The sequence below is a fragment of the Methanosarcina sp. A14 genome, assembly GCF_001729375.1.
Lineage (GTDB): Archaea > Halobacteriota > Methanosarcinia > Methanosarcinales > Methanosarcinaceae > Methanosarcina > Methanosarcina barkeri.
The window spans coordinates 1-25,304 of the sequence record NZ_LZPK01000038.1 but is presented as its reverse complement, the minus strand read 5'-3'; the positions used below and the strand labels follow the sequence as shown (position 1 = coordinate 25,304).

18 protein-coding genes and 3 pseudogenes are annotated in these 25,304 nt (G+C 40.9%); 9 read left to right on the top strand and 12 right to left on the bottom strand.

Going from position 1 to position 25,304, the window contains the following annotated elements; translation table 11 throughout:
* Positions 1 to 40: 40 nt before the first annotated feature.
* Both A9239_RS02690 and A9239_RS02685 read right to left on the bottom strand, forming a co-directional pair.
* Entirely contained in the window at positions 41 to 1,126 is a 1,086-nt protein-coding gene (locus A9239_RS02690) for an MFS transporter (protein ID WP_230629327.1), read from the bottom strand.
* Between the two features lie 424 nt (positions 1,127 to 1,550).
* Positions 1,551 to 1,838, bottom strand: coding sequence for a MarR family transcriptional regulator (locus A9239_RS02685; protein WP_048119866.1), 288 nt, complete (start codon positions 1,836 to 1,838; stop codon positions 1,551 to 1,553).
* Between the two features lie 1,097 nt (positions 1,839 to 2,935).
* Between A9239_RS02685 and A9239_RS02680 the strand changes: the two are divergent.
* The 3 genes and pseudogenes from A9239_RS02680 to A9239_RS02675 form a co-directional block, all read left to right on the top strand.
* A pseudogene (locus A9239_RS02680) lies at positions 2,936 to 3,508 on the top strand (tetrahydromethanopterin S-methyltransferase subunit A); the annotation flags it as partial.
* A 244-nt stretch (positions 3,509 to 3,752) separates the two neighbouring features.
* A complete protein-coding gene (locus A9239_RS19275) occupies positions 3,753 to 3,935 on the top strand; it encodes a hypothetical protein (protein WP_155400452.1) in 183 nt (60 codons plus the stop codon).
* Complete coding sequence (locus A9239_RS02675) at positions 3,880 to 4,302, top strand: N-acetyltransferase (RefSeq protein WP_176722087.1); 423 nt, start codon at positions 3,880 to 3,882, stop codon at positions 4,300 to 4,302. Before A9239_RS19275 ends, A9239_RS02675 begins: the two co-directional genes overlap by 56 nt.
* 61 nt (positions 4,303 to 4,363) lie before the next feature.
* Here A9239_RS02675 and A9239_RS02670 read toward each other — a convergent pair whose 3' ends face one another.
* Entirely contained in the window at positions 4,364 to 8,590 is a 4,227-nt protein-coding gene (locus tag A9239_RS02670) for a hypothetical protein (protein ID WP_048119863.1), read from the bottom strand.
* Between the two features lie 141 nt (positions 8,591 to 8,731).
* Between A9239_RS02670 and A9239_RS20805 the strand changes: the two are divergent.
* Positions 8,732 to 8,896, top strand: a pseudogene (locus A9239_RS20805) (DUF433 domain-containing protein); the annotation flags it as partial.
* A 299-nt stretch (positions 8,897 to 9,195) separates the two neighbouring features.
* On the opposite strand, the gene A9239_RS02665 reads toward A9239_RS20805, so the two are convergent.
* The 4 genes from A9239_RS02665 to A9239_RS02650 form a co-directional block, all read right to left on the bottom strand.
* Positions 9,196 to 10,770 (bottom strand): hypothetical protein, encoded by a 1,575-nt coding sequence (locus tag A9239_RS02665; RefSeq protein ID WP_048154523.1) that lies wholly within the window; start codon positions 10,768 to 10,770, stop codon positions 9,196 to 9,198.
* Positions 10,767 to 11,717: a VWA domain-containing protein gene (locus A9239_RS02660; RefSeq protein ID WP_048119859.1), complete on the bottom strand. Its 951-nt coding sequence runs from the start codon at positions 11,715 to 11,717 to the stop codon at positions 10,767 to 10,769. Before A9239_RS02660 ends, A9239_RS02665 begins: the two co-directional genes overlap by 4 nt.
* 4 nt (positions 11,718 to 11,721) lie before the next feature.
* Complete coding sequence (locus A9239_RS02655; protein ID WP_048123198.1) at positions 11,722 to 12,597, bottom strand: DUF58 domain-containing protein; 876 nt, start codon at positions 12,595 to 12,597, stop codon at positions 11,722 to 11,724.
* 132 nt (positions 12,598 to 12,729) lie between these two features.
* Complete coding sequence (locus tag A9239_RS02650) at positions 12,730 to 13,716, bottom strand: MoxR family ATPase (protein WP_048119857.1); 987 nt, start codon at positions 13,714 to 13,716, stop codon at positions 12,730 to 12,732.
* 1,492 nt (positions 13,717 to 15,208) lie between these two features.
* Here A9239_RS02650 and katG point away from each other — a divergent pair.
* From katG to A9239_RS02635, 3 genes are all read left to right on the top strand, one after another.
* A complete protein-coding gene (gene katG, locus A9239_RS02645) occupies positions 15,209 to 17,407 on the top strand; it encodes a catalase/peroxidase HPI (RefSeq protein ID WP_048154525.1) in 2,199 nt (732 codons plus the stop codon).
* A complete protein-coding gene (locus A9239_RS20055) occupies positions 17,385 to 17,885 on the top strand; it encodes a catalase-related domain-containing protein (RefSeq protein WP_048154528.1) in 501 nt (166 codons plus the stop codon). The genes katG and A9239_RS20055 overlap by 23 nt, the downstream gene beginning before the upstream one ends.
* A 511-nt stretch (positions 17,886 to 18,396) precedes the next feature.
* The gene (locus A9239_RS02635; RefSeq protein WP_048154531.1) at positions 18,397 to 19,116 is read left to right on the top strand and encodes a polysaccharide deacetylase family protein; all 720 of its coding nucleotides are present in this window, start codon (positions 18,397 to 18,399) and stop codon (positions 19,114 to 19,116) included.
* Positions 19,117 to 19,288: 172 nt separating this feature from the next.
* On the opposite strand, the gene A9239_RS02630 is transcribed toward A9239_RS02635, so the two are convergent.
* Together A9239_RS02630 and A9239_RS02625 are read right to left on the bottom strand one after the other, a co-directional pair.
* Complete coding sequence (locus A9239_RS02630) at positions 19,289 to 19,513, bottom strand: hypothetical protein (RefSeq protein ID WP_048119851.1); 225 nt, start codon at positions 19,511 to 19,513, stop codon at positions 19,289 to 19,291.
* Between the two features lie 51 nt (positions 19,514 to 19,564).
* Positions 19,565 to 19,804 (bottom strand): hypothetical protein, encoded by a 240-nt coding sequence (locus A9239_RS02625; RefSeq protein WP_255361884.1) that lies wholly within the window; start codon positions 19,802 to 19,804, stop codon positions 19,565 to 19,567.
* 289 nt (positions 19,805 to 20,093) lie between these two features.
* Here A9239_RS02625 and A9239_RS02620 point away from each other — a divergent pair, with 289 nt between their 5' ends.
* Positions 20,094 to 21,242, top strand: coding sequence for an alkene reductase (locus A9239_RS02620; protein WP_369815387.1), 1,149 nt, complete (start codon positions 20,094 to 20,096; stop codon positions 21,240 to 21,242).
* Between the two features lie 222 nt (positions 21,243 to 21,464).
* On the top strand, positions 21,465 to 23,216 hold the full coding sequence (locus tag A9239_RS02615) for an acetolactate synthase large subunit (protein WP_218104534.1): 1,752 nt from the start codon (positions 21,465 to 21,467) through the stop codon (positions 23,214 to 23,216).
* Here A9239_RS02615 and A9239_RS19270 read toward each other — a convergent pair.
* From A9239_RS19270 to A9239_RS18735, 3 genes and pseudogenes are all read right to left on the bottom strand, one after another.
* Complete coding sequence (locus tag A9239_RS19270) at positions 23,209 to 23,376, bottom strand: hypothetical protein (RefSeq protein WP_155396493.1); 168 nt, start codon at positions 23,374 to 23,376, stop codon at positions 23,209 to 23,211. The genes A9239_RS02615 and A9239_RS19270 overlap by 8 nt on opposite strands.
* 344 nt (positions 23,377 to 23,720) lie before the next feature.
* Positions 23,721 to 25,130: an acetyl-CoA decarbonylase/synthase complex subunit gamma gene (acsC, locus tag A9239_RS02610; protein WP_048119848.1), complete on the bottom strand. Its 1,410-nt coding sequence runs from the start codon at positions 25,128 to 25,130 to the stop codon at positions 23,721 to 23,723.
* Between the two features lie 3 nt (positions 25,131 to 25,133).
* Positions 25,134 to 25,304, bottom strand: a pseudogene (locus A9239_RS18735) (acetyl-CoA synthase subunit delta); the annotation flags it as partial.

The window sequence follows — 25,304 nt, the reverse complement described above, 5'->3', positions numbered from 1 at the left end:
ATATCAATAACCCATGCAATTCTAAAATTCTGAGACTTTTTCATGAATGGTTATTTTGGAGCAAAAGCGGCGCCAGGAAAGCTGTAAGGAAAGCTGTAAGTGCTACAGCAATAGCAGAGCCGGCAACTCCCTGCCAATCTGCTACTTTCCAGGCCAGCATTGCACCTCCAGATCCGAGGCTACCGCCAATAAACATCCCTACCATGAACAAACTATTCACCCGGTTGCGTGCTTGCGGCTTAAGCCCGTAGATTATCTGCTGATTGGCAACCATGGCACTCTGCATCCCAAAATCAAGAAACATAACCCCGAAGACAAGGCCAGCAAGAGAATTCCAGCCTGCAAGAATCAGCCAGGCTAGCAGAGCGGCAAACGCACCTGTAGAAACGACCTTGCCCGGTCCCCGACGGTCAGCTAGACGTCCAGCTATAGGAGCAGCCAACACTCCCACCATCCCAATGATTCCAAAAAGTCCTGCAACATCGGCGCCTAGGTGGAAAGGAGGCTGTTCGAGATGTAGTGCGAGGATCGTCCAGAAGGCACTGAACACGGCAAAGATTAATCCCTGTATCACGGTGGCGCGACGTAGCCTGGATTCCTCGCGCCAAAGTTGTAGGAGTGAACGAAGCAGCAGACCATATTTCATCGAAGCTGATGGCCGACTGAGCGGCAATAACAGTGCCATTGCTGCCGCGCCAGCCAGAACCAGAGGAATTCCAAGCCAGAACATTGCTCTCCAGCCGTAGTGAGTAGCGATAAAACCGGCGAGAATCCGGCTTAAAAGCATACCGCTCAGCAATCCGCTCATAACGCTGCCGATAATTGCACCTCGACGGTTATCAGAGGCCAGAGATGCGGCAGCCGGTATTATCTGCTGCGTGACAGAGGCAGTAAAGCCAATGCAAAGTGAGGCGCCCAGCAGGGCCCAACCAGTAGATGAAGTGGCGGCAAAAAGCAGTGATAAGGCCAAAACAAGGAACTGCCACACGATGAGCCGGCGGCGTTCTATCAGATCTCCCAGGGGTACCAGAAGCAGTAATCCGAGTGCGTAACCGAGTTGGGTAGCAGTCGGAATAAGGCTGGGAGCCAATTCACCTGGAAAGGAACGAGTGATAACCCCAAGCATTGGCTGGTTATAGTATATGTTTGCCACTGCGATTCCACATGCACAGGCCATCGCGAAGACAAGCCCTTTACTTGGCTCAGAGACACTTCCAGTCTGGAATATGTCTTTTTTCGAATAACAGTTTTTTTCTTCCGACATGTAGTGCGATTTACAATGATCAAGTCCCTTATTTATTTCCCTCAGTCACACGTTGCACAACGTAACTCGTTGAACCATATATCTCGATGATAAAAATCACATCGACTTCTGTCATTTCAGACCTAATTTCATGAAGCTAAGAAAATGCCAGTTGTGGAGGGTTAATGTGTTCGGAATATAAACGATATAATCTAATAAAACAATAATAACCGGATAAATAATAGTTTAAAAAATAAAAAAGAAGTTAAAGCATCCTATGCCAAAGGCATGTCATGCTTATTGTTGTTTAGGCTTCAATTTCTGTCTGGTTAATTTTTTTGTAAAAATCAACTATCAACTTTGCAGCTTCGCTTTCCATGTTCAACTGGAAAATTCTAGTTTGCTTTCCGAAGGGTTTTTCTGTGACAACTCCTGATCCAACCAAAGGTGTGATAACCCGTGATACGCTTGCATGTGACAATCCAGTTTCCTCAGCTATTCCTGAAAGATAAGTTGGTTCGTTTTGTCTTTCAATAAGGTTCTTGAGGACTGTCATCTGTGCAGTTTTCCCGAATATTTTTTCTAATTTATCCATTGTTTTTCATCTCAGAGGTGGCTTTTTTCTAATTAAATAATTCTTATTTCTAATACTAGATGTGATCATCTATTTATTTCTTTTCTTTAATATAAAATGACTGATATTTTTAAGGTGTAAATGAAAGAGATTAGAAGCAGTCATTATACATATAGAGTCCATCCTAAAACCAATGTTTTTTCAAGTCAATTTTTCATGATCAGAAGCTATATTGAGTCTCCTATCTTCGAAATTCAATGAGGCGTTATTGGTTTTTGAGATTAGCTCATACAAATAATAATGGAAACTCTAGAAAGACATGTATTTTTTCTATCTTTTACGTTAAATCCAAGACTGGAAATTATGCAATCCAGGACTGAAAAAGAGATTTCTTTTTTCAGACCCTTTTGAATAAGTCACAGTTTTAATTTAGAACCTATCAGAAAAGTGTTGTAACCTATATCTACTAAGAGAAGTAAGAGAATAGACAAGCAGGCTAAGACCTAACTATCTCCATGTTGCAGGCTAAGACCTAACTATCTCCATATTATTCTATTGCTGTTTTCTGATAGCCAATTGATCAGACAGATATCTCTTAGATGTCTCCAAAGTTTCAATATCTTTATTTATATTACGTAGATCATTTAAAATGGTTTCCATGTACGGAGAAGTTAATTTATTTACTTCCTCTTGCTAACTGGCAATAAAGAAGCAAAAATAGAATCGATAGTTGCCATAAAAAGCGTTTTATAAATTACACATTGTTTGCATCATATATTGAATTTTTGGACTGACTCTAAGTAGAGAGCTCTTTTGTACGGAAATCAGGACCTGTAATTACTGAGTGTATTATGATAGTATTATGATAGTATATTATGATAGTCACTGCTGCAGTATAATATTTGCTGCAGACCGGGTATATAGCTGTTCAATCATACAGTATTCCATAAAATTATTATGTTAAATCGAGGTCAGGAAATATTAAGAGCCTGTCTTAATACTAAATTTGCTTTTACAATGAGAACAGGACTTACACATTTGAACTAAAAGATAAATTCCAATAAAAATCTATTCCAATAAAAATTGGTTATAAATTATAAAAGCAAAACGAGGAGCAAAACGCTATGGAATGGCCTATAACTTCCGGTAACTACGTAGTAGGAGACACAAATTCGAGTGTAGCTGTGGTAACTCTTGCCTCTGACTACAAGGAATGGGGACTTAAGAACTATGCAATCTGCGGAACCTGTTTTACTGCAAACTTTGGGATTGAAAAGATAATAACCAATGTGCTTGCAAATCCAAACATAAACTACTTGGTCGTCTGCGGAAAAGAAAGCGCCCACTGGGCAGGTCAGTCCCTGGTCTCACTTGCCGAAAATGGAGTTTCTACAATGGCAGGCTCAAGAAAAATAATCGGTTCAAAATCCCCTCTGTCCTACTTAAATGAAATTCCCATGACTGCAATTTCCCGTTTTATCAAGGAAATAAAAATCATAGACCTGATCGGAAATAAAGACCCTGCCGCCATCCAGAAAGCAATCGATTCCTGCACCGATCAGAAAAGAAGCGAAGCTCTCATCGTCTCAATGCCCGAAATAGATGCTCAAAGCTGGAGAAAATACGAGCATATAGTAAAAAATAATGTGATGTCAAAAATGAAGAAAGGGCGAACAGAGGGTTGCTTTTAATTTTTCAATTTCTTTTTTAAATTCATCTAAAAACTTCCTTCCACGCCCGAATGTTCACTTTGTGAGCAGATATCGGGCGGTTACTGACGAAAAAAAAGCAAAAGGAGAATTGGAAGTTGCCATAAAAAGCGTGTTATAAATGACACACTGTTAGCAGCATCTATGCTTGTAATTAAGTTAGTAAGTCCTTGTAAGTTAGTTATAAATAAAGCTGACTACTAAATAATGAAATGAGGTAAAATTAATGGCAAAACCAGTTGAGTTAGGGTTAGTCCTTGAGGGAGAGGATGCAAAACGATTCATCGAATATGATGACAACCCAAAAGCATCACCTTTAGTCTTAGCTATGATTGCCGAAGGCAGGGAATTATATGAGAAAAACGAGCGAAAAGTCAGAGAACTTAAAGCACGAGAATCTCGACAATGAACTTATTATACTGCCTCTCTATGAAGCTGACGATCTTTCTTCTTTTAACTGCGAAAGTGAAGAGTTAAATGATTTTTTAAAGACTAATGCCTTTTTAGATCAAAATAATTTAGTCAACCGAACACGATTATGTTTTTGCAATGGTTCTCTGGCCGGATTCTATTCTCTAGCAGCCGACACAATTGAAACCAAAAATGTAATTGATGGAATAGAATCTTACCCCTATCGAAAATATCCAGCGGTTAAAATTGCAAGACTGGCGGTTGATTCCAGGTTCGAAAGATGTGGGATAGGAACTTTTTTAATGAAAATTATTCTGGCTCAAGTGGTATCGATTTGTGATAATATAGGTTGTAGAAATGGATGAATTACGACGGTATTTAGTAAAAAATTAATTTACAAATAAATTGTGAAAAAATTTATATGCTTCAATCAATTTCTTTTTCATGAATCTTACTAAATTTCCCATTCGAATATAAATAGTGGGAAATCTTTTGGACAAGATTGGAATGCGTCTTATTCATAGAATATATCAATTTTTCTTGGAGAACTACGAAAATAATATCCATTTCTATTTTGTTTAATAAATGTACTAATTTATCTTCCCTTATTATTAAGCCTCTACACGTTTTATTTTTTATGTTAATTATTATTTCCTCATTTGAACTGTCCACCCAACTGCTGTCTCCATCCCATTTGAGGTTTAGTTTACTTATGAACATTGGCAAAGGAAATTCTATTGTCTCAGAACGTTCGTCATTTGAAAAGTCATATTCAAAGCTTTGTTCTCTAAGCATACTTATCTCATTTGAGTATGCAGTTGTCGTATTAGGTAAAATCTCAGTAAGTTCTAAGTACAGATCTCCATATAATAAATCTTGTTGGACAGCTTCACTATAAGGATACTCTGCTAAATAAATAGAGTGACTATGTTGATTGAAAGATGAAGTGTATATTTCGAATTGATCCTTCATTTCCTTAATGCCTTTCCGATAATGTTTTGTTTCTTTTTTAGGAACTAATATCGATCTTATGACAGTAGTAACCTTTCTATTGAAACCGGTGAGTTTTTCAGATTGAGTTGGGTTCTTTTCTTTATTTTCCTTAGAAAGTGATAAATTAATCCACTGTCTGTTTTCGTTATCAAATGCTTTTATTGCTTTATATACACTTGGTAGGTCAAGAGTTTTTATCCACTCCTCTGGAGAAATGTCTTTTACGGTTGAAAAATTATAATCAACAGGATTCCACCAATCATGCGAACCTACTTTTTTGAAAATACTATATCTTAAATCAGTTGGATCCATTGTGTAGTGCCTTATGCCAAGACTCTGCAATCTGTTGGATTTTTTGCTTACGGGATCACTGTAGTATTTAATGTAATCTAAATTATCTGACAGAATACCAATTAATCTGTAGAATAAAATCCAATAATACTTTTTTCCTAATCTCTCCGCCCAACTGGGTTTACTCCGCCCTCCTCCATATTTGGATCTCAGATACATATCATACATATAACATTTTGAATTATACCCAGGATAACCCATTTCTTTAACGGAGTACAAAAACCAATTATAAATATCATTTTTAGTAATATTAAGTGATTTTAAATCAAAATTATAAAATACTCTTTCTACAATGTAATGAGCAAAATCTGTTCCAAATCCATAGCTTCCCAAATACATTTCTGGAATATTGGAGAACTCTTCACAAGAAATTATTTCATCAACTATTTCCTGTTTAGGGATTTCTAAAGGCCAAATACTTTCATAAGGTGGCCTAAATACATTTATATCTGCGTTATCAGGTAATTTTTCCATGTTATTTGCAAATTCAAGTATCAATCTTAGATTGTCTCTGATAAGTGCGTTGCAGGGAATCTTCTTATAAAGAAATAAATTGTATACTGTTTGTGCAATCTCTTTTAAGGAATCGAAAAACCCTAATTTCAAGATAGCTCCGTACGCTGCTAACGTAACTCTCTCTAAGATGTATTCATCATCAACCGAATTGAATTTGCTTATTATGGGAGTAATTATCTGTGGATTAGTTATAAAAAGTCGAGTCAATCCTAAAGTAGACTGATCTCTAATTCTTCTGTCAGAAGATGCACAAAACCATGAGAGAATTATTGCCCATAGCGTTAAAGACTCAATATTAATGTGTTCTAAATTAGCGTTTTTAGCCCAGTATATAAGACGATAAACATTTTGCTTAAGCTCATAGTTTTCGTGAATATTAAAATTCCAGAATGGGTCTCTTGTCGTTAAATTAAGCCTTTCCAAAAAATTGTGTAGGAATTCTCCATTTAATAAGCAGTCGCTTCTGGTAGATGTGGCTAATAATGAGTCAATTAAAACTGCATTATTAAAATTTTTACGTAATTGACTTAAAACAAGATATCTGGTCTTATCAAAAAATGCTTTGGAACTTCTCCACTCAAAACTTCTAAATATTGCATTGTAAATGTCATCTTCAAAACTTGAATTATTTATATCGATGAGCTCTGTTAGTTCTACATTATAGTTCTCAGGAATAATGATTGAACAAGCCTCTAGCAAACCCAATCTAATATTTTCCGTGCAATTACTATTAAGTATAAAATATAATGGATTTCCTTCATTAAATGAATCTCGAACTAATGATTTATCTAAATCTTTTATTGCTTCTCTTACAATAAGGAAATCCTGAATCCTTTCAAATGTGAATCTAACGTTATATTCAGGTAAACCATCCTCATTAAGCATTGATGGTATTACAGATACTAAATTCTCCTTTTCTAATTGAATAAATAATGAGTCAGTATAACCAGATCTTGGTAGTATATTATTTACAATTCTCTTTGCTTCATCTAGTTTGATATAATTTGAAGAGCTTTGACCAATTGATTTTGCTAAAGCAAATAATGCTTTATTTATTATGTTGTCACGAGGATCACAGTCAATTGCAGATGAAATTACTTTATTTTTCTTTTTAAGGAACGAGTTCATTATAGTTAAAAAACCCTGTTGACCCAATGGTAATGAAGATGGTTCTTTGTCTTTTAAAGTACTACAAACCAAGTGTAAAAATAGAGGATTTGTAAACTCTTTCTGCAACAAAGGTGATGTAGGATGTTCAATTTTGTAGTAATTAAAAAACTCAGTAATCGCCTCAAATTCGCACTCAGAAAAACCATTATGGTCAATCTGTGGAATTGAATTTATATCGTTAAAAATCTCAGTTATATAAGTGTCACGACAAGAAACACAAAGAAGTATCTTTGGATATGGTTTTAATTGTTCACATATTAATGGGAACCATCTTTTCCATTTTTTGTGATCCTTAGATTCATTTAGTGCATCTATATAAATTAGTATTGGCTCTTGCGTTTCTGCGGATGCTATAGATAGACATTCCAAGAACTCATCTCTAGAGAGGTTGCCGGATAATCCCAATTTTTTACTTATCGTGGTCCATGGATCGTCATGATCGAAGTCTTCCCCATAAAAAACTAGACTAATTGCCCCACGATCTTTTCGACTTAAAGCGTGATCAATAATTAGATGTGTCTTTCCAATTCCTGCAGGACCTTTTAAAAGGACAGTTTTTGAAAATGATAGTTTTATTTTATTTGATGTCAAAAGTGACAGAAGTTCTTTAAGACAAAGAATCATATCACGAGTTGAATCTAGATGTTCAGCAGGAAAAGTGGCCATATATTCTGTCATGTATTGGCGGTAACTAGGAGTATCTACCCCGCCTTTCGTCTTAAACTCTTCGAAGACTAACGATTCATAATTTTGAAATCTATCGAGTAAATTTAGTAGTTTTTCAGATATATCTGTATTTATTTCTTGATTCCAATCATCTGTATAAATCTTGGTTAGTGTTTCAATAACTTCATCTAGACCGCTTTTTATTTCGTCATAAGGTGTTGATATTTTTTCTTTTGTGGTTTCCTTTAGATTATATGAACGATTCCAATTATCCACTTTTTCATTTATTGTTAAATTGATTTGCTTATTTTTATCTACCATTACTTTAGGATTTGAGAATATTTCTAGTTCCTCAAAAGAAGGGACACTTATTGACAGCTGTGGAGTGTACCGGTCTCCAGCTTGTGCTTTTGCCTCATTAATTCTTTGCTCAAACCACCCATTTGGGAATATTTCTTTATTAAACCAGTAATTTTTTAATCCATTGTTAGTATCGAGTTCTATTATATAATCTAGAAGTTTACTTTTATTCCATAAATACACTTTAAAACTAAACTTCAATTCTACTTTCTTTGTTTCCAACCAACTTTCAAATTTTTCTAGTTCTCCTATCCCTTTACTTGTGTTAGTAGTTAAATTAAATGGAATGCATACAACATAGCAGGTTAAATTAGGATGTATTGTAGTAGCAGATCCTAGAGATTTCGTGAGTTGTTTAATTAATGCTGCATATGTAAAAATATACTTACATTGTATACCTATTTCTTTCTCATCAGTTAATTTCCAATATGCTTCAACTCCCCCATCACCCCCAGCACCTCTATTACGATTATATGTAATTAAGTCAGATCTAAGAGCTTTAATTTTCCTATAAAATATCTCGCAACATAACTCTTCAAATGAATCCTCTTTATTTCCCATTCGAGGACAAATGTCTTTAAACTCGATTTCTAGCATGATACGGTCACATATAAAAATTTAATTTTCAATACTCACATTAGATATCAATGAAAAAGCATTTCAAATCTAAAAAAGTATGCTTTTTGATAATGTGTACTATGAACTGGCGAGAACGATTAGTATTGACCCCCAGTCCTTACAGGCGAACCAGTTATCAAAGGTACACACCTTGCAGTAGAGTTCATTATCGACTGGCAGGCTCATGATTGAACTGAAACTGAGATTCTTCAGAACTACCCCGGATTAACCCATGAAGATATTCAAGCGTGTCTGATGTATGCAATCGATTTGCTCAGGACATAAAGAGTTTATTCTGTTGAGATTTCTCAGGACGTAGACTTATGCGCCTACTGGCAAGTGAAAAACTTCTTGATATTCAGAACTTTTGTTCTCTGCTTTTTCTGTCTTTTTCGTCAGTGACCGCCCGATATCTGCTCACAAAGTGAACATTCGGGCGTGGAAGGAAGTTTTTAGATGACTTGATTAAAGTATTTTCTCCTTAGCGATCTTTGTGACGAGCTTTAGGCCGGCCTTGATCTCTTCGATAGGCCCTGTCGAATATGCCCTCCCTGGATATCTTCAGGATCGGAGCAGGTCCTTCTTTACTTATTTTCATCCTTCATAGTATCCTTAATTGTTTCAATCATCTCTTCAAACTCACCATCATCAGGCATATGTTTTGCAAATTCGACGAGGCTGGACAATTGTAAGCATCTGTCGAATTTCTCATATTCTACGCCTTTGTTTTTCAGGTAATTTATCAGTTCGGCGTTTGTGACTTCTTTCTTCAATCCATATTTATAGCTTAGATATAAGCGCAGAGCCTGTGCAGCAGTTCCATAAGCTTCTTTGAACTGCTTTTCTTCATAGAGCGATATTGCTTTTTCCACAAGTTTTTCTGCTTCTTCCCTGAAGTCAAAGTTTTCTTCCTGGAGTGGTATCTTCTCTTCAACTAATGTATTCTGTTCCTTTTTACCTGAATATTTGTTGTACACCAGATAAGCAAGAACAAGCAATATCAGAATTCCTATGAGATATATGGGGTAAAGGTTCCTTTCCTGCTCTCTTACAAGTTCGACATCCTCAACACTGCCGTTTTCAAATTTTGCATTGATCTGAGCTGTTTCATTTTTGGCATTTTCATATTGTATCTGAAGAGCCGTAGTGTTGTTCTCCTGGGAAAACGTTGAATCGACTTCGTTAAAACCATCATCTTGCAGTTGCTTCAGATACTTCTGGAAGTCCTTGTTCTGAGAAAGCAAGTCCCTCATTTTTTGCTTGTCTTCTGCTGTATCCGTCTGTAAACTCTTCATTGTACCATTATTCATTTCTCCCTGAATGCTTGCCTTATCACCGTTTTGTTTCTCATAGCTTGCCGTGAAGGTTCCTGTATTATTTGATGAAGGGTTAGCACTCATAGATGTCAAATTGTATCCAAGGTCCGATAATTTCTGGTTTGCCTTCTGGAAGTTCTGGTTAGTTACAACTTGTTTCTGGAATTGCTGCTGTGTTTCTTGCTGTTTTTGCACCTGTTTTTGCATCTGCTCTTTTAGTGCTGAGGTATTCTGATCCGGTTGATTGTTTTGCGCAGCCTGCTGGGGAGTTTGCGAAGATTGCTGATTGGTCATCTGTTGCATTATTTGTTGCATTTGCTGTTCTTGCTGTGCAATTTGCTGTTCTTGTTGTGCAAATGGATCTGTTGTTTGCTGTGTGGTGGATGCTTCCTGTGAAGAGCTCTGAATCGGATTGGCCTGATTTTGCTTATCGGATTCTTTTTCAACAAAATGTATGGCAATGTTGCCAAGATTGACAACTTTGCTTCCATTGTCATCGTAATTGAAATTGAGCGATACATTTAAAGTTTCAGGCTTATCGCTGGTCCCGAACCCAAGGTTAACTGTGGAGTTACCTTTGCTTACCTGGAGGTTCGTTGATTTGGAATTGGAACTTGAAAAGTGAACCGATCCACTATTAATTTCCTGTGTAAGCGTGTATCCCAGGATGCCGTTTATATCATTATTACCTGAATTAGTGATATTAAGAGGAATATAGGCTTGTTCTCCGACCAGGAAATAGTAATCCTTTTGAGGAATTGAAAATATTATGTTCCCTTCGGCATAAGCTACAGGTGTTAGTAGCAAGAAAAGTGAAAAAATGGCAATGTATTTTCTTATCATTGCAGTATCCTTCCCTTTCCGTATCTATAATATATCTGGATAAGTAATGTCAGAAGCGCTGCAAAGAAGAACCAGTCTTTGATGTTTGTTTCTTCTTTTTCTCTTTTTATGTTCTCGCTGATGTTCTTGTAAATTTCATCCAGTGTTTTGTCATCGACGGATTTGAAATACTTTCCTCCGGTATCATTTGCAATGGCCTGCAGTGTAGCTTCATCAAGTTCTGCATACTGAGGGTTCCCAAACCAGTCATATCCAAGTAACACATTACTGTTTGAGCCCATACCGATAGTATAGACCTGAATGTTGTTAGCTTTCGCATACTTGATCGCTTCATCAGGGCTAATATAACCTGCATTATTCACCCCGTCACTTAACAATATAATTACTTTTTTCTTGTTTGGAATGGACGAAGCCATGTCAATCCCAAGGCTAAGTCCATCTCCAATAGCAGTGCTGCCTTCTTTTGGTGCAATATTGCGAAGTTTTCCAATTACGTTTTCTTTGTCGGGACTTAAATAAGCTGCAGTAGTAGCTCCGGATTCAAAAGTGACAATTCCCGCATAATCCTTACTTTTAAGAGAATCGATCAGTATTTCAGCCGATGATTTTGCTGCTTCCAGCCTTGAGGGAGTGTAATCCTGGGCCTGCATACTTCCTGAAACATCCATTACCAGTACAACATTTACTCCTTCTTTGGTCTGTTCCAGAGGGATATGCGGATTTGCAAAACCTATTATCATCAAGCTGATGGCCACTAGCGACAGATAAAACAGATGTACATCTCTTTTTGACTTTTTAGTGTCACCCAATGCGGATTTAATAAAAGCGAGGTTGCTGAATTTTATCGCTTCGTTTTTCTTCTGTATTCTGGCTTTTTTATGCAGATAATATATAAGCGGAATTATCAGCAAGAATATAAGAATATAAGGAGAATCAAAACCTGTCATTATCTTATCTCCTTATTTTTCTGGTTCTAAAGAATTTCTTAAGTGCGGTTTCATATGGTTCATCTGTAACGAGGTCAACCATGTCGATCTTCATTTTCCTGAAGAATCTTTGTAAAGATTCATTATGTTCCATGACAAGTTCTGCATAGCGTATTCTGAACTCTTCATTGGAAGTGTCAACAAGAAGTTGCTCACCGGTTTCCTCATCTTCCAGTTCGATAAGACCAACATCAGGAAGTTCTTGTTCACGTTTGTCAGTTACTCTTAATGCTACGATATCATGTCTGTTTTTCATCACTTTGAGAGGCTTTGAAAAGTCATCAGAACAAAAATCTGAGATTACAAAGACGATACTCCTTCGTTTGAGCAGCATGGCAATGGACTGCATACTGTTCATGATGTCTGTATTTTTTGCAACGGGCTCATAGGAAATCAATGTGCTGAGCAATTTTAGAACGTGTTTCCTGCCTTTTCTGGCTGGAATGTACTTTTCAATTCCTTCCGTAAAAATGAAAAGCCCAACATTATCGTTGTTTTCCATGGCTGCAAACATTAAGCTTGCTGCGATATCTATTGCTTTTTGCTTCTTTGTGATATTACTTCCGAAGCTTCCGGAAGCCGACATATCTATAGCAAAATAAACACGTAGGTCTCTTTCTTCAACAAATTCTTTAATGAAAGGACGATTGAACCTTGCAGTAACCTTCCAGTCAATTGCACGGACATCATCACCTGCCCTATATTCTCTGATTTCAGAAAAATCGATACCTTGACCCTTGAATACAGAGTGATAGTTCCCAGTGATCAGTCCTTCTACTTGTTGTTTTGTACTGATCTCTATACGTTTTACTTGCTTAATGACTTCTTTTGCACTCTGCATATAGCACACAACCCTATGTGATTTGTACACTTCTTCACTAGCGAAAATCTCCTGGCGAAAATTTCCGAGTGAAAATTTCCTGGCGAAAATTTCCGAGTGAAAATTTCCTGGCGAAAATCTCGATCTGGGCGCTCATGGCACTTTTACTTTATTCAGTATCTGTGCAATTATCTGATCACTGGTGACTTCTTCAACTTCTGCCTCGTAGTTAAGAAGTATACGATGCCGAAGCACGTTGTATGCAACAGCTTTTATGTCTTCAGGGATCACATATCCTCTTCCGCCAAGCATTGCATGTGCTTTTGCAGCAAGTATAAGCCATAAAGATGCACGTGGAGATGCTCCGTATTCTATGTATCCTTCGGCGTCAACATCATAAGCCTGTGGGTGTCTCGTTGCATCTACGACCTGTGCCACATAGTCCTTGATCTTTCTATCAGCGTATATCTGGGAATTGAAATCCTGAATCTCAATAATTTGTTCAGATGTGAGTATCTTCGATATCTGAGGCTGTATACCCTGCGTAAACCTCTCAATGATCTCAATTTCATCATCCTTAGTGGGATAATCAATAAGAAGTTTGAACATGAACCTGTCCACCTGTGCTTCAGGAAGCTTATAGGTACCTTCTGACTCTATTGGGTTCTGTGTTGCCATTACAAGGAAAGGACGCTCGAGTTTGAAAGTTTCTCCCTGTATACTTACCTGTCTTTCCTGCATCGCTTCTAAAAGTGCTGACTGGACCTTTGGAGGAGCACGATTTATCTCGTCGGCAAGGATAAAGTTAGAAAAGATTGGGCCTTTAAGTGTGAAAAAAGAAGCTTCATTGTGGTTGTATATTTTGGTACCGGTTATATCTGCCGGCAATAGGTCCGGTGTGAATTGAAGTCTCACAAAATCACAATCAAGGCATTCTGCCATTGTTCTGGCCATGAGGGTCTTTGCGAGGCCGGGGACACCTTCAAGTAGAATATGACCCTGGGATATCAATGCTATAAGCATATTGTCAATAATGTCGTCCTGCCCAATTATCTTGTTTTTAATCTCAGTTCGTAGTTTTAAGATCTGTTCAGAATAGTAGCTCGCTCTTTCATTGAGCTTCTGAATATTTTCGTCCATATACTCACCTGCGGTGAAGAATAGCTGATAACAAAGCATACAGTTCAGAAAGTTAGTGAAAGTTAGTGAAAGTTAGTGAAAGTTAGTGAAAGTTGGTGAATCTTAGTGAATCTTAGTGAATCTTAGTGAATCTTAGTGAATCGTTTAAACCAACTACTGATAGCTTTTTGCGTTGTTAGTGCACCTTTTTGTTTTCTGTAAATTTAAAGTTCTATTCAGTATTTTTCAGTTCTTTTACCCAGGCCATCCCGCGAAGTGTGGGACACTTCGGATGCAAAATATATTTTTCAAATTAATAAAGTTTATTCAGTTGGTGTAACGGATCTATGTAAAATGTTAAATCAGAGAGTCAAAAAAACTTTGGTACAATAGTCGAATTATACACATTTGTGAGTTATTTTGATATATGATATATCTTGATATATATTTACATTTGGTGTTAAATTTTATAAATTCTTCATAATAAATAATAAAAAATTATGATCATTTGTTACATATATGAAGTATGAAAAGCTTTTATAATTTTATATCAAAGTATTATATAGAAAAATTGATAGGATAGATTTAAATTGGGAAATGAAACCATTCGTTTGGACTCATGTCCTGCGAGTCTGCAGGAAAGCAAAATTCTTAAGGCACGGGTCAGCCTTCTTTTTGGCAGATAAACGTTAAAACTTGTATTAGTAGTTGGTATTATATTTGTAGTTGGTATTTTTACAGAAATAGCTTCTGTGCTTCTATGGGTACATATTCCCGATGGCTTATTTTTAATTTTTTTTAATTGTATTTTTATTTTCAGGCCTTATTTGATTGCTTATTCCTCTTTCCATATTATTTTATAATTATCCCAGTACCGTTGAAGTAATGCCTGAAAAATCATAATCAAAAAACTATGCGTAAGCCCATTGTGATCGAAAAAAAAGATATCATGCAAATCTCAGTAACAAGGACTAAAATTCATTCTCTACGCTGGTTGATCCTTTTAACATATGTCATTTTATTAGTATTTCTCTTTGCAGATAGGTAATGAAAACTTTGCAGGATTTATTGCATTCATCTCAAAGATTTTTTTTGAATATATTGCTTTTATTTTAATGGATACAATATTATTTCAATGTGATCTGCAGAAAACAAATCAACCGCGTAAGCTCTAATTATTTAATACTCAATATTAAATAGATATCCGTGGTTATAGTTTTTAATACTGAATTGGAATAATTTCTTCAGGGATAGAACTATTAGTAATGATTAAAGGGGGAAATATAGCCAGAATCGGAGTCGTAAGACCTAAAGTAACGAACTTTCAGGATTGGAAAGGTAAATTGGACATGGCAAAACAGCATGTAAGAATTTTAAGCTTTTGGAAAACGGACCGAAATTAATCTCTCTGGCAATCGGCACTCAATTCTTCTAGGAGGAGACAAGATTAAAAAGATTGCATACTGGAGAGTTGATCTTGAATTTTTATCAATGGTAGGGGGTAGGTAACGTTATGACTGACGAAAGAAAAAACCCTGAAACGGGCAGAGAAGATAAACAAGAAACCGGTAGAGGCATATCGAACCGCGACTGGTGGCCAAACCAGTTGAAGATAGAGATCCTGCATCAGCATTCCTCCAAGTCCAACCCAATGGGCGAAGACTTCAACTACGCGAAAGAGTTCAAGAGCCTCGACCTAGCGGCTGTGAAGAAAGATCTCGCGGCGCTGATGACCGATTCGCAGGACTGGTGGCCGGCGGACTTCGGTCACTATGGTCCTTTGTTCATTCGCATGGCGTGGCACAGCGCCGGCACCTACCGCGCCTTTGACGGCCGCGGCGGTGGCGGTAGAGGCCAGCAGCGCTTTGCACCGCTCAACAGTTGGCCGGACAACGTCAACCTGGACAAGGCACGTCGCCTGCTCTGGCCGATCAAGCAGAAGTATGGCCGGAAAATTTCATGGGCCGATCTCATGATTCTTGCGGGTAACGTCGCCATGGAAACTATGGGATTCAAAACGTTCGGTTTCGGAGGCGGTCGCGAGGACGTCTGGGAACCGGATCAGGACGTCTATTGGGGCCCTGAGGACACGTGGCTGGGTGGTGATAAACGCTACTCCGGTGACCGGAACCTCGAAAATCCGCTCGCTGCCGTGCAGATGGGGCTGATCTACGTCAATCCGGAAGGTCCAAACGGCAACCCGGATCCGATCGCGGCGGCCAAGGATATCCGTGATATTTTCGCTCGCATGTCCATGAACGACGAAGAGACCGTTGCGCTTATCGCTGGCGGTCACGCCTTCGGCAAAACCCACGGTGCCGGCCCTGCGTCCCATGTCGGGCCTGAGCCAGAAGCGGCCAGTATCGAGGAGCAAGGCCTCGGTTGGAAAAGCAGTTTCGGCACCGACAAAGGCGGTGACACGATCACCGGAGGCCTGGAGGTCACCTGGACCAACACGCCGACGAAGTGGAGTAATAACTTCTTCAGGATCCTGTTCGGCTACGAGTGGGAATTGACGAAGAGCCCGGCCGGTGCATATCAGTGGCAACCTAAAGGTGGCGCAGGCGCCGGCACGATTCCAGACGCCCACGACCCGTCCAAGCGCCACCCGCCAAGCATGATGACCACTGACCTTTCCTTGAGGTTCGACCCCGTCTACGAAAAGATTTCAAGGCACTTCTACAAGAACCCGGATCAATTAGCGGATGCATTCGCCCGCGCATGGTTCAAGCTAACGCACCGCGACATGGGTCCTCGCGCCCGCTATCTCGGTCCGGAGGTTCCTGCCGAAGAGCTCATCTGGCAGGACCCCATCCCCGCAGTCAATCACAAGTTAATCGATGAACAGGACATTGCCTCCCTTAAGGACAAGATCCTTGACTCAGGGCTGTCAATCTCGCAACTGGTTTCGACCGCCTGGGCTTCAGCGTCTACCTTCCGTGGCTCCGACAAGCGTGGTGGTGCGAACGGTGCACGAATTCGCCTCGCGCCACAGAAGGATTGGGAAGTCAACCAGCCGGCCGAGCTGGCGAAAGTGCTGAACACTCTTGAAGGTATCCAGAGCGAGTTTAACAGCGCGGCCTCTGGCGGCAAGAAGGTCTCGTTTGCTGACCTGATTGTTTTGGCTGGTTGTGCAGGCGTCGAGCAAGCTGCGAAAAATGCTGGTCACGATGTGACGGTCCCCTTCTCGCCAGGGCGCATGGATGCCTTGCAGGAGCAGACCGATGTTGTCTCCTTCGCCTTACTCGAACCGATCGCGGATGGTTTCCGCAACTACCTCAAGAACCAATACACCGTATCAGCCGAGGCGTTGCTGGTTGACAAGGCTCAATTGCTGACGCTGACCGCACCAGAGATGACAGTGCTCATTGGCGGTATGCGCGTGCTGAACACCAACTTCGGACAGACCCAGCACGGCGTTTTTACCCAGAAGCCGGAAGCGCTAACCAACGACTTCTTCGTGAACCTGCTCGACATGGGCACTGAGTGGAAGGCGGTATCGAACGCCAGGGATATGTTTGAAGGGCGCGATCGCAAGACTGGCAAAGTCAAGTGGACCGGCACGCGTGTCGATCTCATCTTCGGTTCTAACTCCCAGCTCCGGGCTCTGGCCGAGGTATACGGAAGCGCAGACGCGCAGAAGAAGTTTATCCAGGACTTCGTGGCGGCCTGGACCAAGGTGATGAACCTTGACCGATTCGACCTCGCCTGATCGTAGCATAAACGTCTTCAATAGCTTGAAGATCTTCAAAACAAACGACTTTGCTCAGATTAAAGAACGGTATCGGTCGCTTGACAAGATCAGGCAGGAACATATGATTGGCAACCTTATGGCCGACCTAAGCCATGTCACCATTCAAGGTGCAATCGAAAACTTGCAGCAGGCTGATGAGACTTTGGCAGCATCTGTAGCAAAAGGAGTTCGAGGATATATTAAAATAAAGAAGCGAGGATATTTTGAATACAGAGGCTACCCTCGAATTCTCTATTTTTTATCGCGGAATCACCCATTGATTGCTTTCACTTTGGCTTTTGGATTGCCTGATTGTTATGCGAGATTATATTTCCGCAAGTTAAAAATCTCTATAAGTCAAAGAACTCACTCATTCCAGGCCCCACTTCTTCCTGAACTCGAGCTTCTGCTGGCTGGTCATCCAGTGGCTGCCGTCACAGTAGGGCTTGTTCTCTGACTTCCCGCAGCGGCAGATGGTTACTCTGTTCCGGGATTCGTACATGCTGCCATCTGCAGATTCAATGGGAACACCGCCTAGAATATCCGATACGGTCCATCTTTGATTATCTTAATCCTCATTTCTTTCTCATTGACTGCCATAATCATAATCCCTCATTACCTCTTATAATATGCAGTACTGGATGTTTAGTCTGACTATTCTTTCTTCGTTTTTGCCTGTCCCGTACCAGCTACTAGAACCTGGAAGATCGCTATCCAGGATACAATATCCGAGGGAATAGAATATATTTTTAGTTCTTTATCTCATCTATTCAACAACAGATTGTTTATTCCAGCAAGACCAGGTCCAGTTAAATAAAATCCTTTCATGTTTTTTCAAGCTCAATGTGAATAAATTAAATTAATCTGAAACTTCCCTCCACGCCCGCATGCTGCGGAGCAGTAGATATCGGGTAGTCACTGGTAAAAAAGAAGCAAAGGTCAAACAAAAACTTTCACAGGTATCTATAATGTCAAACGAAATAATTGTAAAAGGTAATCCTAACATCCGTAATATTGCTCTGACCTTTGATGATGGCCCAGGCAGAATAACCCCATATATTCTTGACGTGCTTCGAAAGTATGGAGCCAAAGCTACATTTTTTTTCCTTGGTTACTGTATTGACAAAAGTATTGTTGCTCAGGATTATACGGGCAGATATGTAACAGGTAGCGAAATTGTCAAACGTGCAAATGATGACGGCCATCTCATATCCGTTCATTCTTATGATCATCTAGCTCTTCCCAGACTTACTGATGAAGAAATTCTTAATAATGAATTGTCCAGAACCAAAAATATAATTACTAATTTGATAGGAAAAACTCCTGTATACTTTCGTCCTCCCTATGGCAGTATTGACGATAGAGTAAATAACATTGCAAAAGCACTTGACCTCAAAATCGTTTTATGGAGCTGTCGCTCAGCAGATAGTTCAACTGAACCTGCTGTTATTCTTGACGGACCTCTTATTTACACGTATGGACCAGTAGATCTTTACAACAACATAATGAGAACTACTGAAAACGGATCAATTATTTTATGTCATGATGGGCACAGTGGAACTCGTGAAGCAAACTTTGGGATTGTATCGGCTTTAGACAGAGCGATCCCTGAATTACAGCAAAAAAGATTCAATTTTGTAACGGTAGAAGACTTATTGGTAACTGGAAATTACGTAATTCAAACTTGACTCTTGTAGAAGGCATCAATGTCTAAAAAAGGATTTACATCTTCAGACTTTCAGTAAATTACCATGTATGCATACCCATTTCTTTCTTCATAACCAGAAAGGATTTTCTGTATTTTGTTCTACAATGTATTTTGTTCTACAATATTACTGATCTTTGTGCTTGCTTAACTTTTCAGTCCACAGGAAACAGTGATGAGCCTTCTACATCATTCGGGTCCCCATGATATTCCCGATAAACCACATACTTGCCATTTGCCTTTTTTATGCACCTGGCTCCAAGCCCATTCTTCTTCCACATAGCTTTGCGCTTTTCTGCATCTGATTTACAAACACTTGAATAGCTGAATTCGTCAAGCATGAAGGTTTTGCCATTAAATTTTCTAAAGGTCTTTTGCATTGTAATCAGTCCTGAAAAATTATCCCAAACTTGCAGACTACACAGAACCGTTTAAGAGATATGTTTATACATTGTCAGAATTGGCTCCCAAAGCAATAAATACTGCATTGCAGCTTCTTTCTTACGTCCTAATTCTTCGAGGAGAACTCTATAATTCCAATGTATATCTGTATCTTCGGGGTCAGTTTCTAGAGCAAGTTTATACTGTACTTCAGCTTCCTCCATGCGATTCATTTTGCTCAGCAGAAGTCCGTAATTATAATGTGTTACTGGATTTTTTTGGTACTCTATTTTATAGACATATTATACTTTTACAAAACACAGTTTTTGACTTTCAGAATGGGATTTGATAGTTTAAATACCCGGTAACATCCGGCAAGCTACCAATATTTATATAAAAATCTCATAATAATTGTCTTATAAGTCATTTTTCCCAGAGCTCGTATTTAGTGATTCAAGGTTAAATTGCAAGCGTAGCAAAATGGTTGGGTGCTAAACGCTGAGACAATAACCAGAACCAGTTCAATGATTGCGGGAGCATTGAAAATATCAATGAGATTCTAAGAATCCAGCTAAAAAGATAGCTACTACTAAAAAGATAGCTGCTGATTTTGCAGGCTTAAAGGAGACGATCATCATAGCAGGAGACACAGACTTATTTTCACAGTATCAGATGGGCGATCTCACGCTGCCAAACCGCATAGTGATGGCGCCAATGACCCGAAACCGCGCAGGTGATGCCGACGTTCCTGTCTCACTGACGGTCACTTATTATGTACAGCGAGCCTCAGCCAGCATGATTATCACCGAGGGCTCGCAGGTTAGTCCGCAGGGGGTAGGCTATGTGCATACACCGGGCATATACTCTGCGGCACAGGTCGCCGGCTGGAAGAAGGTAACGGATGCTGTCCACCAGGCTGGCGGCAGGATTTTCATCCAGCTTTGGCACGTAGGAAGGATTTCCCATCCTGAATTACTGGGTGGCGCTTTACCAGTCGCACCATCCGCGCTACCAGTCGAAGGTTTTACCCATACACCCGGTGGAAAAAAGCCAATTCCTGTTCCCAGGGTCCTGAATACCGACGAGGTTCCGGACATCGTCAAGCAGTTCCGGCAGGCAGCAGAGAACGCAAAAACCGCAGGTTTCGATGGTGTAGAAATCCATGGAGCCAATGGCTATCTGCTGGATCAATTTCTGCGGAGTGGGTCCAACAAGCGAACCGATAAATACGGAGGCAGTCTTGAGAACCGAGCCCGTCTGCCGCTTGAGGTCACGAAAGCCGTCATCGAGGTATGGGGCGGCGACCGTGTCGGTTACCGAATCTCTCCGCATAATACTGAGCATTCTATGTCAGATGCCAACCCCAGGGAGACCTTTTCTTATTTCACCAGAGAGCTAAACACAACGGGTCTGAGCTACCTTCATTTAATCGAACCAATCGGAGGTCGGTCTGGGTTCGTGCCACCCAAGGCACGGTTTGGGCCGATCCTGCGCAAAATATTCGAAAGGACGTTTATACTGAACGGTGGCTATGGCCTCCACAGCGGGAATGAAGCCATTGCCAGGGGCGAGGCCGACCTGATCGCCTTCGGAGTGCCATTCCTGGCCAATCCTGACCTGCCAGAGCGCTTCAGGCAGAATGCCCCGCTGAACGAGCCGGACGTGGCCACCTTCTATGTGGGCAGTGCGAAAGGCTACACGGACTATCCGACTCTGGCCCATAGATGATGTGATTCAGAATCTTTGCACATATTTTTTAAATATACAATTAATTATACAGAAAAATGAGTATATTATGGTGAGCATATAAATGGGGTGTGAAATGAAAGGCAACAGGGATCATAAGAAAAACTACCAATCGAGGTGCACTCATTATAGCCGGAGGACACAGTGCACCCGCTCACGTCACGAAGCGGATAATGTAGTTAGAGAGTATAGGGAGGATAAGCGATGGAAATTCTTAGACATCAGCATGAAGCTAAGTCCGTTCATAGGGACACCAACTTGGAGAACAAAAGTCAGATCATAAAGGAGAAGATCGTGGCAGAAGATATAACCCTCACCGCAGCTCAGCTAATTGTCCAGTGCCTCGAGAACGAGGGCGTAGAGTATATTTTTGGGCTACCAGGCGAGGAGAACATCAGGCTTATCGATGCCATGAAGGACTCGACTATTCGCTTCATCGTGGTGCGTCATGAACAGGGCGCGTCTTTCATGGCCGATATCTATGGCCGCGTCACGGGCAAAGCGGGAGTTTGTATATCCACGTTGGGACCGGGTGCGATTAATCTGCTTTTAGGAACCGCCGATGCCTTCACAGACAGCACTCCCTTAGTGGCAATCAGCGCCCAAGTCGGTCTCAACCGCATCCATAAGGAGACACATCAGGTTATAGATCTGCTGAACATGTTCAAACCGGTTACTAAATGGGCCGGAATGATTGTCAGTTCCGCTGCCATACCCGAGATGGTGCGGGAAGCGTTCGAAAAAGCCAAAACTGAAAGGCCGGGTGCCGTTTATCTTTGCGTTCCTGAGGATGTAGAGGCGATTTCGGGCCTCACCGGCTTGCGTCCGCTTTCTCAGTCCTACGAAGCAGACAGTATGCCAGGTTCCTCACAGATTGCGCACGCTGCGCACGTCCTGCAAGCAGCGACCAAACCGATCATTCTTGCAGGTCACGGAGCAGTGCGAGACCATGCTGGAGATGCGCTTGTCCGATTTTCCGAACGCCTTCGGATCCCAGTCGCAACTACGTTTATGGGCAAGGGTATTTTTCCTGATGATCATCCTAACTCCCTGGGTACCATGGGGTTCATGAAACACGACTATGTAAACTTTGGATTCGACGAAGCGGACGTGATAGTTTGTGTCGGCTACGACCTTCAGGAGTTTGATCCCGTCCGCATGAATCCCAATGCTGACAAGAAAATTCTGCACCTGCATCGATATCCGGCTGAGATCGACACTCACTATCCTGTCACCGTCAGCGTTGAGGGGAACATCTCAGCTGCGCTTGATGAGCTGGCCGCAATAGTAACTCCAAAAGAGGGTTTGGATGCCGCGGACCGGAAAATCCGAAATTTGCTCAAGGAAGAGCTCGAGTATGGAGCACATACTGATGCATATCCCGTCAAACCGCAGCGACTTGTATCCGATATCCGTGCGGTCATGGGGGAGTCGGACATAGCGCTGGTTGATACAGGCTCCCTGAAAATGTGGATGGCCCGCCTCTACCCGACGAATCAGCCGAATACTTGCGTGATCTCGAATGGTTTATCAACAATGGCATTTGCTGTGCCCGGTGCAATCGGCGCGAAGCTAGCTTATCCTGACCGGAAGGTGCTAGCCGTAACAGGTGATGGCAGTTTTCTGATGAATTCCCAAGAGTTGGAGACTGCGATACGTGAGCATATTCCATTCGTTGTACTTATCTGGGTTGACGGTGCCTATGGCCTGATCAAATGGAAAATGGACTTGGAACTGGGGCACCACTCCTTTGTCGATTTCGGTAACCCGGACTTTGTCAACTACGCTGAGAGCTTTGGGGCTAGGGGCTATTTCATTGAGGCTGCGGCTGACCTCTTACCAACGCTCAAGAAAGCCCTTTCCGAAGATGTGGTCTCAGTGGTCGTCTGTCCGGTCGACTATTCAGAGAATATAAAGCTCACCAACAAGCTGGGTCAGCTGATGCAGCCTATTTAATTTCGATCACAAAACGTGTGTAGTGTTCGTAGCATCTCGTTTCCGAACATCCTCCGAAGTCTCCATGAAGTTTTGAAGGAGAAAACACAGCCATGCTTTCAGAGGTACCAAGTAATTTGCAGGGTCTAACTTTGGAATGGCTTTCGCGATTATTGAACATTTATCCCAGTCCCAACAGACTACACCGAGCCACCGATAGGAGAGTTTATTTAGACGAGACTTTTATGCTCTGTTTTCTCCACGCTTTTAACAGGAAATGGTATCAGCTCATCGATGTCTAACTTAAACCCAGGGCAGCAATGAAGATTACATATCTAAATTAAAAATGGAGCTTCACCAAGGAAAATTAAAACAGAAAATGTATAAGATTTCTTGTGATTTAGTCTATCTGGAAAGTAAACAATTGCGTTTTGTAAAAGTTTCAATAAACTTTATTCCGTGTCAAAAAAAGAAATTTCCGTGTCTTTATGACACGGAATATTAATATTCAAATTTATTTTCTACTTATTTCTTTGGAGGCCAGTTCTTTTCCATAAATCCAGGCAGTCTTCCTGAATCCATTGGTCCCACAAGAATATTTGCACCGAGTTTGTCCTCAAGGTCGCCCTGTAGACGTGCAGCCAGACCCGGAATGATTACAGTATTGTGTGTAACATCCTTTTTGAGGTCAAATCCTGATTTATCAAATGCATCCTTTACTTTGTCCGCATTCAGCTGGCCACCGGCAACAGATGCTTCGACACCAATCCCATCGGTGTTAACCGCAAGCAGATAGCAGTCGATGTCGTTTGAGGAAAGGTCGCTCTCTACTGTGTAGTAAGTCAGAGCGAAGTTTGTGGTAAAGAGTACAGGTGAATCCGCTGTTGGGCTTCCTACCTTGTACATCTTTGAGTCCACAGCTACAGGAGTTCTCGGGTCAGTGTAGATTGTCTCGGCCAGGTGTACCTCAGGCAGTGTGGCATATGGCTCCATACTGTGGAGAATCATAATATCGCCATACCTGATTGTAAACACTGCAGCCATTGCAGTTTCCCAGTACGAGGCGCTGACAGGGTCCGAAATTCCAGCCATCCAGGCAGTAAACGGCAGAGCCATGATCGGGTATGCAATCTCTGTATCTCCCGTAATGCCTGCTCTCCTGATCTTCAGGAAGTTGGTAAAGGACTCCTTCATGCTTTTACCGGTTGGATATGTTCCTGGGTCAAGAACAATGTTCTTAATACCTGCCTCTGCAAATGTTTTTGCCAGAGTCTTGAGGGCATCAAGGTCATTAATTGCTGAAACCACCACAGGGACATTGTATTCAAGTGCTAGTTCTCCTACTTCCTTCCAGTTGTCCTTGTTTGCAGCGTATATCAGTGGGTTTTTATCCTTTGCCGCTTCAAGTCCTGCTTTCAGAACCGCAGGGTTAAATGAACAGAATATCATTGGCAATCCAACTTCTGCCACTTTCTTAACCGCTGCTGCGAACTTTTCTGGATCGTTTGATACTGACCTTATTGCGACACCGTCAAGGAGCAGGTGGTGCCCTACATAGAACTTCTTGAAGTTAGCAATATTATTAACTCTTTCAACAAGTGCGGCTTCTTCCATTGTGTCCGTCACATCGAAGAACATCTTCGTCTTGTTGAAGAAAGTCAACTTGTGACGGTAAAGTACATCGTCGCCCCCGATCTTGACTGCTCTTTCACCCACTCCGATTTCAACTTCTTGAATCTCAGGTGCAAGTAATCTGTCAAGTTCTGCAAGCTTCTTTGCAAACTTTTTCTCTTTAATCAACGGTGCGCAGTCTGTTGTTTTTCCTGACCTGTCTATGAGCTTTGAAGCAAATGCCATACATGTTGCTTCTCCACATTCTCCACAGTTGGTCTGGGGGAGGTATTTGTACGCTTCTAATGGGCTGTTTATCTTCATTTTTTACACCTCCGTTCCGATCCAGTTAGCAATATCAACCGGCTCTGCCTCAATTGAACCGAATAATGTCTGGGTAATCTGCTTCAGTACAGCAACTGATGTTGGGTGCATCATCATGAAGAGATCGTTTCCTGCAATTGCAAGTGACAGTCCTGTAATGATTTCCCATATAGG